The organism is Streptomyces sp. GC420, from assembly GCF_009916105.1.
Taxonomy (GTDB): domain Bacteria; phylum Actinomycetota; class Actinomycetes; order Streptomycetales; family Streptomycetaceae; genus Streptomyces.
This window is the reverse complement of the sequence record NZ_JAAAXQ010000250.1, coordinates 1-12,218: the sequence shown is the minus strand read 5'-3', so window position 1 is coordinate 12,218 and position 12,218 is coordinate 1. Positions and strand designations below refer to the sequence as shown.

Sequence of the window (12,218 nt, the reverse complement as noted above, 5' to 3'; positions counted from 1 at the left end):
GGGCAGAGTCCTGGGCGGGAGGCCGGGCACTGGGTCGGCCGGAGCGCTGCTGGTCCGGGGCGCGATCCGGGGTGTGGTTGTTCATACGAGGCTCTCCTGGCGGCATGCGGGGATGAACGGACGGCCGGTACCGCGCCGCAGCCGCGCCCGCCCGGCCCTCGTCTCGCGCGGCAACTCGGCGCAGTACGCGTCGAAGTCGACGCGCATCATCGGGCGGCGGTCGGCGCCCCAGCGCGCGGTGGCGTCCCGCAGCGCCCGGGCCACCGCCCGCCTCTGGTCCGCCGCGCGGGGCAGGGCGTACGAACCTCCGAAGTGGGCGGCGACCAGCTTGGCCTGCGCCTCCACGACCGGCAGCGCTGCGCCCGTCGACTGCATCAGCCCGACGAAGGCCAGGCTCGAGTCGTCGAGATGGAACACCCTCCGGTAGAGCGGCAGCCGCTCGGGGTCCTCGCCCAGCCAGCGGCGGGTGAGGAAGGGGACGGTCACCCGGTAGCCGGTGGCCCACACGATCAGGTCGACCTCGTCGCGTGTGCCGTCGGTGAAGACGACCGCGTCGCCGTCGAGACGGTCGACACCGGGGCGTGGGACCACTTCGCCGTGGGTGAGACGGTGCAGGATCGTGTCGCTGATCGTGGGGTGGTTCTGGAACAGGCCGCCCCGGGGAGCGGGCAGTCCGTAGCTCTGCGGAGTGCCGACGGCCAGCCGGAGCAGGCGCTCGGCCAGCCGCTGGCGCATCCGCCACGGCAGCACGGACAGGGCACCGCCGGTCGCGTCCGACGGCCGGCCGAAGAGGTACTTGGGTATGACGTGCACCCCGTGCCGGGCCGAGAGGAGTACCGGCCCGCTCGCGGTGTACGAGGCGTCCACGGCGATGTCCATGGCCGAGTTGCCCATGCCGACGACGAGGACCCGGCGCCCCCGGAACACCTCGGCACTCCGGTAGTCGTGGGCGTGCAACTGGGTACCGGCGAAGGTGCCGGGATACGCGGGCTCGGGCCACCGCGGGTCCCAGTTGTGGCCGCTGGCGACCACCAGGGCGTCGTAGGCGTCCGTCCGTCCGTCCTCGGTGGAGACCAGCCAGCCCTCACCGGACTCCGACCGCTCGGCGGAACTGACGGTCCGGTGGAAGCGCAGGTGGGGGACGAGCCCGAATGTTTCCGCGTAGTCGGCGAGATACCCCGCCACGCGGTCGGCGGAGGGATAGTCGCTCCAGTGGGCGGGCATCGGGAAGTCCGCGAACTGGGTGCGTGCTTTGCTGGTGTTGAGGTGCAGTGAGGCGTACGCGGGCGACAGGCCACTGCTGTTGTCGCGGGCCCACAGTCCGCCGGGCCGGTCGCCCTTCTCGTAGGTGACGACGTCGACGCCCGCGTCGAGCAGGGACTTGGTGGTGGCAAGGCCCGCTGCTCCGGCGCCGATGACGGCGACACGGGTAGGAGGGGTCATGGGTTCTCTGCTTCCTCGGTGCGTGCGGAGGGGCGGTGGCGAGTAGGGCTTGAAGGTGCCTGGGTGCTCCATCGGGCTCCGGGTCAGGGCCCCCGGCCCCCTCGCAGGCGGCGGACCGTCGTCCTGGTGCGGCCGCCCGGCGGGATCCCGGCCGCGTCATGGCCCGCGCCGGTGAAGGGGCGCATCGTCGCGGTGCCGACACCGCCGCCCGCCCGGGTGATCACGGCGACATCAGGCATGCGGACTCCTTCGCTCTCCCTCCGGGTGCCGCGCCGCGCGACCGTGCCGCCGCCTGAGCGGGGCGCCGCGGCACCGCGTGCCGGTCCGCACGGCACGCGGACCTCCCGGCCGCCCCGTCTTGTGGTGGGGCCCAACGCTAGGCCGCGCCAGGCCGCCCGAACATGGTGGCGTCCACGGGATTCGGGCCGCGCCTTGTGAAAATCCACAAGCACGGTGATAGTCGCGTCCATGCACGCCCGAGACGTCCACGACGCCCATGGTTCCGATGCCGCCGGCTCCCGCGCCCGAGGCTCGGGCACCCGTGGCACGGACGGGCGTGACGCGGACGGACGGGGCACGGACGGGCGTGACGCGGACGGACGGGGCACGGACGGGCGTGACGCGGACGGACGGGGCACGGACGGGCGTGACGCGGACGGACGGGGCACGGACGGGCGTGACGCGGACGGGCGTGACGGGTGGACCGCCGTGGTCGACCTGATCGAGCGGGTGGTCGGCGAGGACGACCTGCTGCCGTCCGTGGTGGCCGGTGTGCGCACGCTGGTCCGCGAGGTCTCCGTGCTCCCGCCGGCCGACATCGCCGGGCACACCCGTGCGCTGCTGGCCGCCGCGACCCGTGCCGTCGCCGCCAGGCGCGGCCCGACGGAGGCGGAGCTGTCGTTCGTGGCCGAGCTGGGCGTCACGCGGGCCAGGCAGGGCGTACCGATCGAGGCGGTCCTCGGCGCCGTCCATGTGGCCGAGCGGACCATCTGGGCGCGTGCGCGTGAGGTGGCGGCGGCGCACGGGGTGCCCGCCGACCGGCTGCTCGACGCGCGTGAACTCTACGACGACTGGTCCGAGGCGGTGCGGGCCCGGCTGATCACGGCGCACCGCGCCACGGAAACCGGCCGGACCCTGCCCGCCGTCGACCGCGAAGCGGACCTGGTGCGGCGTCTCCTCGAGGGCGGCTCGGCCGCCGCGCTCGCCGCCGCCGAGGCGGGGCTGCCGGCGGGCGGCGGGCTGTGGGTGGCGGTCGCCCGGCCCCGGGACACGTTGCCGTCGGCCGTCCACGAGCAGCCGCGGGCGCATGCGCCGGCCCTGGTCGCCCTCGTCGACGGTCTGCTGGTCGGCGTACTGACCCGGGTGCCGGCGCCGTCCGTCTCCTCCGACGGCGCGGTCGCGGGTCTCGCCGGCCCCGCGGGTCCCGAGGAGCTGGGCGCCGTACGGCGTCTCGCGGTCGCCGCGCTGGGGGCGGCGGAGACGGCCGGCAGGACGGGCCTGGTCCATATCGCGGAGGTCGCGGCGCCGGCGGCGCTCGCCGACCGGGCCGATCTGGCGGCCGTGCTCCTCGACCGGCATCGCCCCGCACGGTCCGCGCTCGGCGCCAACGCCAGAACGGTCGCCCACGCGGTGTGCGCGTGGCTCGAAGCGGACCGGGACGTCGCCGCAGCCGCCGCGGCGCTGTTCGTGCACCCCAACACCGTCCGCAACCGCGTGCAGCGGTTCGCGGACGTCACCGGCATCGACCCGCACGGGACGTTCGGCGGTGTGAACGCGTGGTGGCTGTGCCGCATGTGGCTGATGAACGACTGAGCCGCCCCGCACGTGACACGGCGGGTGTCATGCGCGGGACGGCGTCTGCCCGGTTCTGCGGCGTGCCCGGGACGGTGCCGCACGCGGGTGTGTCCGGGACACCCTGCCCGGGCGTCCCGGGCAACCGGTCCCGGCCGCCGGAGCGGCCCTGCGGGCGGTGCGCGTGTCCGGGACGGCGGAGCCGCCACCGCGCACTCCGGCGGTTCGTCGCGCGTCCCGGCGTCCGGGCCGCGCGAGGTCCCGTGTCAGCCGAGCAGGGTGTCCCCGATCCAGCCGTCGGCGGCGCAGCCCGGCGGGACGGCGAAGACCGCCGAACCGATCGGGGTGGTCCACTGGTTGAGGAGGTCGGACTCCGCCAGGCTGCGCTGGATCGGCAGGAACTGCTCGCCGATGTCGCGCTGGAACGAGGCGAAGAGCAGGCCGGTCTCCGACCGCCCGTCCACGGCCGCGGCCTCGTCGTAGTTGTACGGGCGGCGGAAGATGCGCCGCCGGTCCTCTCCCACGTGGGCCCGCCGTATGTGGGCGTGCTCGGAGATGACCGGGAAGCCGAGGTCGTTCTTGGCGTCGAAGTCGGGGAGGTCCTTCTCCGCGGTGCCGGTGAGTGGCGCCCCGGTGCGCAGCCTCCGTCCGATGGTGAACTCCTTGGCGCCGGTGTCGGCCGCGTCCCAGGTCTCGAGCTCGATGCGGATCCTGCGCAGTACCAGGGTCGTGCCGCCGTCACGCAGCCACCGCGGCCCCGCGTCGGTCCAGACGATCTCCGAGAAGACGTCGTCGTCCAGATCCGGGTTGGCGGTGCCGTCGAGCTGGCCCATGAGGTTGCGCTGCGTGACCCCGTCGTCCTCGATGCCGCGCCCGCGGCGGAACCCGCGCTGAGTCCAGCGCAGCCGGGCGAACGACCTGGCGTCCTTGATCAGCATCCGCTGGGCGTGCGCGACGGTGAGCGGGTCGTCGGCGCAGATCTGGATCAGCAGGTCGCCGCCGCTCCAGCGGTCCTGCAGCCGGTCGATGCCGAACCGCGGCAGCGGTTCGAGGGACGCGGGCCGCTGGTCGTCGACACCGGCCGCCTTGAACAGCCCGGGCCCGAACCCGAAGGTCACGGTCAGCCTGGCCGGCAGTGCCGCGAGCTCGGGTTCGGTGTCGGCCAGGGCCGGCTCACCCCGGGTGAGCCGGGCGGCGTCGTCGGTGAGCAGCCGCATCATCCGGCCCAGGGCCGCGCGGTCCGTGCCTTTGGCCAGCTCGAAGCCGAGGAACACGGCGTGGGACTGGGCCGGGGTCGCGATCCCGGCCTGGTGCCTGCCGTGGAAGGGCACGGTCTGCTCGCCGTAGGCGACGGTGACGGTCTGCGGGCGCCGGTCCGCGTCGCCGCCGGTGCCGTCCCCGGAGCCGCTGCCACGTCCCACGGCGGCGGTGATCCCGGCACCGGCGAGGGCGCCCGTGACGGTGAGCGCTCCGCCGGCCAGCACCCTGCGGCGGCTGACGGGCGGGATGCTGTTCTCCTCCATGGCGGGTGGTCAGTCCTTCTTCATGTCGGACATGCCGGAGTCCTTCATGTCCGACTTGCCGGAGTCGTAGTTCTCCTTGCCGCCCGCGAACTCCTTGGCGACGGCGGTGAACTTGAGCGTCCGGCCGTCCTTGAAGGTCAGGGTGACGGGGATCTCGTCACCCGGCTTCACGGCGTCGGCCAGCCCCATCAGCATCAGGTGGTCGCTGCCCGGCTTGAGTGTGTGGCTGCCCTTGGCCGGGATGACGAACCCGCCCTCCTTCGGGCGCATCACCATCTTGCCGTCCACGTCGGCCACCTCGTGCAGCTCCATCTTCTCGGACGCGCCGGAGGTGGCGGACACGACGGTGATGTCGGCGCCGGTGCTGTTGACCAGGGTTCCGAACGCCCCGGTCATGCCGGACTCGGCGGCCTTCACCCACGGGTCCTTCATGGTGACCGGCGCGGCAGTGGCGGCGGCCTTGCTGGGGGTCGCCGTGGCGGAGCCGCCCGAGCCCGACGGGGACGAGTCGTCCGCGCCGCAACCGGCGAGGGTGATCATCCCCAGCACCGCGACCGCCGAGGCGGCGACGAGGACACGCGGACGGCGGGTTCCCCGGGCTATGGGACTGGTGGTGGCGGTGCGCATGATTCGTCGGCCCTCCGGCTTCGCGTTCGGCAGTTCGGACAGGTAGTCGTGGCGCACCGGCCGGAAGTTCCCGGGTCTTCACAGAGAATTTTCAGGGAACTTTCCGGGTGCCGGATCCGACGTACTGGTATGTGAAGCGCCGAAGCGATTCCCCGTTCCCGTCCGCCGGGCCGTCCGCGACCGTCCGCGCGGCCGTGCCCACGTCCCCGCCGGCTGTACGGACGTCCGCGCCGGCCGGATACACGCCCGCGTCCGTAACCCCCGTGTCCGTGACCGTGTCCGGGTACGCCAGGAGGGTGCCGACCGCGCTCCTGGCGGCCGTGCCGGCGCTGCTCGCGCTGCTGCTGGTCGTCGCGGCGGCCGCACCGGCTCGGGCGCACGCGCGACTGGTGGGGTCCGACCCGGCGGCGGGCTCGGTGGTGTCCCGGTCCCCGGAGTCGGTCACGCTGAGCTTCGACGGGCCGGTCAAGCAGCAGTTCACCACCATCGCGGTGTCCGGCGCCGACGGTGTGTCGTACAGCGACGGCGCGCCGAGCGCGCTCAACAACGACGTGGAGCAGAAGGTGAAGGCGCTGCCCTCCGGCGAGATCCTCGTCACCTGGCGCACCGTGGCGGCCGACGGGGCTCCGCTCCAGGGCCGGTACACCTTCACCAACAAGGACCCGGCGGCGCCGACCGTGTCACCGGCACCGTCCTCGCGCCCGGATGCCGCGGGCGGGACGCCGTCCGCCGGCCCGGCGACTCAGTCGCCGCGTGCGGGCGGGGCGGATGATACGGACACCGCCGATGATGCCGACGGGCCGTGGTCGGTCCTGTGGCCGGTGGGAGGAGTGGCGCTGGTGGCCGTCCTGATCCTGCTGGGCGTGGTCCTGGTCAGGTCGGTACGCCGTCCGTGAGACCTGGGCAGGGCTGAGCGGGCCCGGCCTGGCCGGGCTCTCCGGCCGGGCCGGAACTCTTCGCCGTCGGCCCTGGCCACGGCGAAACGTGCCGCTTCCGGTTCCCGTCCGCGGGCGGGAACCGGAAGCGGCCTCGTACGTCCGCCGCGCCTAGGCGGCGGCAGTCACCGGCTCGGGCTCCCCGGCGGTCTCCGCCGCCCGCAGCAGCCCGGCCATCTCCTCGCGGGCCCGCGCCACCCGGGAGCGGACGGTGCCGATGGGGCAGCCCACCAGCGTCGCGGCCTCCGCGTAGGGCAGGCCCATCACCTGGGTGAGGACGAACGCCTCCCGGCGCGGGGCGTCCAGCGCTCCCAGGAGGTCGTGGAGCGCGACTCCGTCGTCGAAGCCGGGCAGCCCGGTCTGCTGGGCGCGCTGCGCCCGCTCGGCGGGCACCCGCCAGTCCTCGGCGTCGGCGAGCCGCGGACGGGCCGCGGCCGCGCGGTGGCGGTCGACGACCACGCGGCGGGCGATCGACAGCAGCCAGGTGCGCGCGTACGAGCGGCCGGCGAAGCGCGGCAGTCCGGTCAGCGCCCGCAGATACGTCTCCTGGGCGAGGTCGTCGGCACCCTGTACGTCGGCGCAGAGGTGGGCGACGAAGCGCCAGACATCGCCGTGCGTGGCGCGCACGAACTGGTCGATCGCCTCGCTGTCGCCGCCTCGGGCGGCCAGCGCCCATTGGGTGATCTGCTGGTCGTCGCGCACGGCGGGGCCCGGGAGCGGGGCCCGTTTGAGGGCAGGGGTCAGTGTCGGTGCAGAGGTCATCACAGGTCCTTGCGGATGCGTGGTGAGCGGCACACCTTCGGGCCCGGAGGCCCGGGGTGCCGCAGGGCCGTGGGCCGGCGCACGTGGGACGTGAGACGTCGGGCATGCGACGCGTCACGGGCGCGCCGGGACTCCGCCCGTCACCGAGGGAACCGTGAAGACCGCGGGACGGGCGGTCAGCAGCAGACCGGAAGGGCCGGCGGGCCTCTGCGGGAGACGATGTGGAGCAGCGGCGACCTGCGCAGCCGCTGTGTCCGCGGGGCGGTGACGATCCGGCCCGGCGGGAGGCCGGGTGCGGTGCGGGCCAGGGCCAGGCGGGCGCGGCGCAGGGGCGCGAAGACGAATGCCGCGAGGGCGCGGCCGAGCCGGAATGCGGCTGCCTCGCCGCGCCACAGCCACAGCCCGCAGACAAGGGCGGCCAGTGTGTGCGTCAGCACCATGCCGGTGGTCCAGCCGTGTGCGGACGAGGCACCGGACATGGGCATCGTGTGCATCGCGTGGTGCGCGTGCCCCATGCCCGCCGTGCCGTGTGCGCCGCCCGTCCCGGGCGCGGAGCCCATGGCGGACGGCGCCTGAGTCAGGCTGAAGAAGGTGTGGAGAACGAACTGCGTGATGATCGTCGATCCGGTCACGGCGGGCGCCCCGCGCTCCCGGCCGGTCAGCCACCACGCTCCCCCCGTCGCGGCGGCGAACGCGCCGGCCACGGTCCACGCCGGCGGGGCGGCGCCGGACATCATGGAGTGCCCGAGCGCCGTCGTCACCACGCACACCGCCGCGAAGATCGCGGCTCGCGCGAGACGGAAGCCGGGCCGGGTGGTCATATCCGGCATGGTGCCAGCTCTTCGCTCACACGGACGCACAGGGGTCCGTTCCAGCGCCCCTGTGCGCCCCGTCGCGGGTCCGCCCGCTGCCGGTCCGCGCGGCTGTGGGCCCCGGCCCGGGACGCCCGCCACGCCCGCCACGCCCGGACCGTCGCGGGCCTCGGTCCGGCACCTCCGCCGGGGCGGGAGGCAGCGGCCACGCCGGCCACACCCGCCGTCGGCCCCGGACGTGTGACCACAAACACGCCCGGCCCCACACCGTCGCCCGCCGCGGGCAGGCAGCCACGCCCAACGCGGACTCGGCCCCTCGGCCCGCCGCAGCGTGGCGGCGGACACACGCCGACCCGCACCGACGAGGGCCCAGGACTCCCCCGCCGGCGGGACGCATCGCAAGCGCAGCCCCCGGGAACCGGCGAGAGGCAGCCGGACTGCTCGCGGCCGCCGCACAGCCGCACGCCCCGTCCGGGCGCGGCCCGCCCCGAAGCCCCCCGGACAGGGCACCAGCGGTGGCCCCGAGCCACCCGCACAGGCACACAGCCGGGGTCGGCCCACCACGCGCGCGGCCCGCGACTGGCCGGAGGACATGGCAGACGGCGGGCGGCACGGGTTCGCGCCCGAGCACCGGTCCCGGCCGGACGGCCGCCCTGCCGGGCGGACGGGCCCCACACCCACACCCGTGCGCACGCGGGCGAAGGCCGGTGGGCGTCCGCCGGGTGGGACCTCGTCCACCGCGCGGGCGGCGGGCGTGGGCCCGATCATGCGCTCGTGATCTCTACCGACAGGTCGTTGTCGGCCGTGTAGTACGGGCGCACCAGGGAGCCCGAGACGGCTGCCGCCGGGTGGACGAAGACCGTCTTGCGGTCGGCCACGTCGTCGAGCAGGCGGCCGACGCGGATCCTGGGCGCGTCCGCTCCCGGGTGCACGAAGACGTCCCAGATGCGGCCGGGCCCGTCGGCCGACAGGTCCCCGTAGTCCACGGTGAAGGAGAATCCGCGCCGGTCGGCGGACGCGTCGAGGCCGGTCCTCCGCTCCTCCCCGCCCTGCCCCCTGCGGCGCAGCACAACCGCGGCGTCCTCGGCGAGGTAGGCGCCGTGCAGGCCGGCCGAGACCGTCATCGACCGGTCGGTGGTGGTGAGGGTGGAGGTCTCCGCGTGGGCGTCGCGCAGCCAGGCGCGTACGGCGAGGTACCCCTCCTTGGTGGCGTAGGGGATCCGGACGGCCACCGGGGCCGGGTGCTCCCGCGTGTGGGCCGTCACAAGGGCCCGCAGGTCGCGCAGCCCCGAGCGCAGCCGCAGTCGTTCCTCATCCGGTCCCAGGAGCGCGTACGCGTCCCACCGGCCCTCGGCGAGGCGCAGTCCCGGTTCGAGGACGGCCCGCCAGCTGTCGTCCGCGACCCGGTCGAGGCCGAGCACATGGCGGTTCCCCTCGGCCTCGCCCTTCCTGGGCCGGAGCCGGAGCAGCAGCCGCGGAGGGGTGGTCGCCGGCAGGCGCAGGTGCCAGGTGATCCGGCCGTCCTCGTCCACCGTGCAGTCGGCTCGCGGGTCCTCCTGCGGTGCCGTCGTGTTCGTCGTGTTCGTCGCGTTCATCGCGTTCGTCGCGCTCATCGGCGGCCCTTCCGTACGGTCCTCAGCACGCTCCCGGCCGCGACGTACGCGGCGTCCCGCGCGGCGAATCCGCCGCTGATCAGTACGCGGTTCAGCCCGCCCGGTGTCCGGGCGGGCCGGCGCCCGGAGCGTTTCGCGTCGAGAGCCGCGCCGGCGATCCGCTCGAACCGCTCGACGAGCGGGCCGGGAGTGAAGCGCTCCGCGTTCTCACTGGCGGCCAGGCCCATGCGGCGGCGCAGTCCGTCGTCGCGCACCAGGCCGAGCAGGGCGGCGGCCATGGCGTCACGGTCGCCGACGGGCACCAGCCGTCCGTCGACGCCGTCCTTGATGATCTCGGCGGGTCCGTGAGGACAGTCGGTGCTGACGACGGGCAGGCCGCAGCGCATCGCCTCGACGATCGTCATGCCGAACGGTTCGAAGTCGGATGCTGCGGCGCCGATGGAGCCCTTGACCCACTCGGCCTCCATGGGGGCGGCCGGACCCATGAGGAAGGCGTTGTTGCTCAGGCCGAGGTCCTCGATGCGCCGGCGCAGCCGGTCGTGGTCCTCGCCCTTGCCGTAGATGCGCAGCTGCCAGTCGGGATGTGCGGCCGCGACCGCGGCGAATGCCTCGATCAGCAGGTCGTAGCGCTTGATCCGGACCAGCCTGCCCGCGGCGATGATCACCTTGCCGGTGCCGTCCGCGGTGGGGAGCACGGGGTCGGGGACGCTGTTCGGCAGGGCCTCCACGCGTACGCCCGCGAGCCTCATCTTGCGCCGGTAGGCCGCGGCGTCCGCCTCGGTGACAGTGGTGAGCGCGTCGAGGCGGGGGTAGGCCCGGCGCATGGCGTTGCGCAGCCGGGGTGGATGGTTGTCGAGCGTCAGGTGCTCCTGGCCGAGACGCACCGTGTGCTCCGGGGCCTGGAGGGCGAGGTGCACGTTGAGTCCCGGGCGGGTGCCGATGATCACGTCGGCGTCGGTGGTCCGGAGGTACTCGGCGATCCGCTGGTCGGTCAGCTCGCTGTACTGGCGGTAGCGGTACTCCGCGACGGGGAACACCTTGGCGGGCCGCTGGTGCAGCGGGTGGTCCTTCTCGTGCCGCAGATCCACCAGAGGACGCAGGCGGACCCGGGGGTCGAGGGTGAAGCTCGGGAGTTCACGCGCCCGGAGCACGGAGACGATCTCCACGTCGTGCTGCCGTGCGAGTGCCTGGGCCAGGTTGAAGGTGGTGGTGATCGTCCCTCCGATCCCGTAGGCGTTGTGTATCAGAAAACGGATCCTCATGGCCGGGTAGACAGCGCCAACACCCTTGAGGTTGCCCGGCATTGCCACCTTGTTGGTCACATGTTCGACTTCTGGCCATGTGTGGGCGGCGGTTCCGCGCCGGGTGGCGGGGACGGAATGCCGGCCCGCCCGCGGAGGCGGAGCGGCCCGGTTCCCGGGCGGGAACCGGGCCGCTCCGCCGCGGGTGTTCAGCCGGCCGGCCCGGCGCCGGGCCCGGTGGCCACGGTGAACCGCGCGTGCAGCCGACGCGTGTGGTCCACGTACCGGGGGCCGCCGGTCAGGACGACCGTCGCCGTGAGGCGGGTGTCGGTGCTGGAGGCGGCGAGGCGCAGTTCCAGCTCCCCGGGCTCGACGACGCGCCGCCCGTCGCGGCCGGTGAACGAGGCGAGGTCGGCGGGGACGTGCACCGTGATCCGGCCCGACTCGCCGGGCGCGAGCGGCACCCGCGTGTAGCCGATGAGGCGCTGCACCGGCTGCACGACGGAGGCCACCGGGTCGTGCAGGTACAGCTGCACGACCTCGGTGCCTTGCCGTTCACCGGTGTTGCGTACGCGGAAGGAGAGGTCGAACCCTCCCCCGGTGCCGCTCTCCTTGTTCCCGACGGTGAGGTCGCTCCAGTCGAAGACCGTGTACGACAGACCGTGGCCGAAGGCGAAGGCGGCGGTGGGGTCGATGCTGGACACCTCGGTGGCCTGCGCCAGCCGGGCCGCCAGATAGGTGGAAGGCTGTGCGCCGGGGCTGCGCGGCACGCTCACGGGCAGCCGGCCCGACGGGTTGGTGCGTCCGCTGAGCACACGGGCCACCGCCCCGGCTCCCTCGGCGCCGGGGAAGAAGGACTGCACGACGGCGGCCGCTTCGCCTGCGGCGCGGCCGAGTGCGTACGGCCGTCCCGCGAGCAGGGTGACGACCACCGGCGTGCCGGTGTCGAGCAGCACGTCGAGCAGGTCCTGCTGTACGCCGGGCAGGGCCAGGGAGTCGGCGTCGCAGCCCTCGCCGCTGGTACCGCGCCCGAAGAGCCCGGCCCGGTCGCCCAGGGCGGCGATAACGATGTCGGAGCCGTTCGCCAGCCGGATCGCCTCGGCGAAACCCGAGGTGTCGTCGCCGTCGACATCCGCTCCGCGCGCGGTGACGATCTCGGCGCCGGGGAACTCCAGCCGCAGCGCCTCGCGCAGCGTGGGCAGGCCGATGCCCGCGGGGACCTCCGGGTGGTGGACGCCGACGTGGACCGGGAAGGAGTAGCAGCCGAGGACGGCGGTCGGTTCGTCGGCGTTGGGACCGACGAGGGCGATCCTGCGGGGCCGTCCGAGGGGCAGGGTGCCGTTGTTGCTGAGCAGGACGATGGCCTGGTCCGCGACTTCCCGTGCCAGTTCCCTGTTGGTCTCGGAGTCCAGGTCGACGGTGCCGCGCAGCGCCGCGGCGTCGTCGGGGTCGGCGCCGCTCAGGGCGGGCG

The 12,218-nt window shown here is 74.5% G+C and carries 11 protein-coding genes; 2 read left to right on the top strand and 9 right to left on the bottom strand.

What is annotated here, in order from left to right:
* Window positions 1–81: 81 nt before the first annotated feature.
* Both GUY61_RS26025 and GUY61_RS26020 read right to left on the bottom strand, forming a co-directional pair.
* Window positions 82–1,443 (bottom strand): NAD(P)/FAD-dependent oxidoreductase, encoded by a 1,362-nt coding sequence (locus tag GUY61_RS26025; RefSeq protein ID WP_166632674.1) that lies wholly within the window; start codon window positions 1,441–1,443, stop codon window positions 82–84.
* Window positions 1,444–1,526: 83 nt separating this feature from the next.
* Window positions 1,527–1,682: a hypothetical protein gene (locus GUY61_RS26020; RefSeq protein WP_166632673.1), complete on the bottom strand. Its 156-nt coding sequence runs from the start codon at window positions 1,680–1,682 to the stop codon at window positions 1,527–1,529.
* Between the two features lie 229 nt (window positions 1,683–1,911).
* On the opposite strand from GUY61_RS26020, the gene GUY61_RS26015 reads away from it, so the two are divergent.
* On the top strand, window positions 1,912–3,255 hold the full coding sequence (locus tag GUY61_RS26015; RefSeq protein WP_208106474.1) for a helix-turn-helix domain-containing protein: 1,344 nt from the start codon (window positions 1,912–1,914) through the stop codon (window positions 3,253–3,255).
* A 245-nt stretch (window positions 3,256–3,500) separates the two neighbouring features.
* Here the strand turns inward: GUY61_RS26015 and GUY61_RS26010 are convergent, their stop codons facing one another.
* Window positions 3,501–4,757 carry a Dyp-type peroxidase gene (locus GUY61_RS26010; protein ID WP_166632672.1) on the bottom strand — a complete coding sequence of 419 codons (1,257 nt, stop codon included), beginning with the start codon at window positions 4,755–4,757 and terminating at the stop codon, window positions 3,501–3,503.
* Window positions 4,758–4,766: 9 nt separating this feature from the next.
* Window positions 4,767–5,441 carry a copper chaperone PCu(A)C gene (locus GUY61_RS41625; protein ID WP_208106473.1) on the bottom strand — a complete coding sequence of 225 codons (675 nt, stop codon included), beginning with the start codon at window positions 5,439–5,441 and terminating at the stop codon, window positions 4,767–4,769.
* 206 nt (window positions 5,442–5,647) lie between these two features.
* Here GUY61_RS41625 and GUY61_RS26000 point away from each other — a divergent pair, with 206 nt between their 5' ends.
* Window positions 5,648–6,280 carry a copper resistance CopC family protein gene (locus GUY61_RS26000; protein ID WP_166632671.1) on the top strand — a complete coding sequence of 211 codons (633 nt, stop codon included), beginning with the start codon at window positions 5,648–5,650 and terminating at the stop codon, window positions 6,278–6,280.
* A 150-nt stretch (window positions 6,281–6,430) separates the two neighbouring features.
* Here the strand turns inward: GUY61_RS26000 and GUY61_RS25995 are convergent, their stop codons facing one another.
* The 5 genes from GUY61_RS25995 to GUY61_RS25975 form a co-directional block, all read right to left on the bottom strand.
* On the bottom strand, window positions 6,431–7,081 hold the full coding sequence (locus tag GUY61_RS25995) for a sigma-70 family RNA polymerase sigma factor (RefSeq protein ID WP_166632670.1): 651 nt from the start codon (window positions 7,079–7,081) through the stop codon (window positions 6,431–6,433).
* 176 nt (window positions 7,082–7,257) lie between these two features.
* Window positions 7,258–7,902 carry a hypothetical protein gene (locus GUY61_RS25990; protein ID WP_166632669.1) on the bottom strand — a complete coding sequence of 215 codons (645 nt, stop codon included), beginning with the start codon at window positions 7,900–7,902 and terminating at the stop codon, window positions 7,258–7,260.
* A gap of 755 nt (window positions 7,903–8,657) precedes the next feature.
* Window positions 8,658–9,506 carry a transferase gene (locus GUY61_RS25985; RefSeq protein WP_243766753.1) on the bottom strand — a complete coding sequence of 283 codons (849 nt, stop codon included), beginning with the start codon at window positions 9,504–9,506 and terminating at the stop codon, window positions 8,658–8,660.
* Window positions 9,503–10,768 (bottom strand): glycosyltransferase family 4 protein, encoded by a 1,266-nt coding sequence (locus tag GUY61_RS25980; protein WP_166632675.1) that lies wholly within the window; start codon window positions 10,766–10,768, stop codon window positions 9,503–9,505. Before GUY61_RS25980 ends, GUY61_RS25985 begins: the two co-directional genes overlap by 4 nt.
* A gap of 188 nt (window positions 10,769–10,956) precedes the next feature.
* Window positions 10,957–12,218, bottom strand: a 1,262-nt coding sequence (locus GUY61_RS25975) for a glycoside hydrolase family 3 C-terminal domain-containing protein (RefSeq protein WP_208106472.1), incomplete at its 5' end; no start/stop codon positions are given.

Coding starts and splice junctions, on each gene's coding strand:
- GUY61_RS26015 (WP_208106474.1), top strand. CDS start 1,912: ATGCACGCCCGAGACGTCCACGACGCCCATGGTTCCGATGCCGCCGGC.
- GUY61_RS25995 (WP_166632670.1), bottom strand. CDS start 7,081: ATGACCTCTGCACCGACACTGACCCCTGCCCTCAAACGGGCCCCGCTC.
- GUY61_RS26020 (WP_166632673.1), bottom strand. CDS start 1,682: ATGCCTGATGTCGCCGTGATCACCCGGGCGGGCGGCGGTGTCGGCACC.
- GUY61_RS26025 (WP_166632674.1), bottom strand. CDS start 1,443: ATGACCCCTCCTACCCGTGTCGCCGTCATCGGCGCCGGAGCAGCGGGC.
- GUY61_RS25990 (WP_166632669.1), bottom strand. CDS start 7,902: ATGACCACCCGGCCCGGCTTCCGTCTCGCGCGAGCCGCGATCTTCGCG.
- GUY61_RS26010 (WP_166632672.1), bottom strand. CDS start 4,757: ATGGAGGAGAACAGCATCCCGCCCGTCAGCCGCCGCAGGGTGCTGGCC.
- GUY61_RS25980 (WP_166632675.1), bottom strand. CDS start 10,768: ATGAGGATCCGTTTTCTGATACACAACGCCTACGGGATCGGAGGGACG.
- GUY61_RS25985 (WP_243766753.1), bottom strand. CDS start 9,506: ATGAGCGCGACGAACGCGATGAACGCGACGAACACGACGAACACGACG.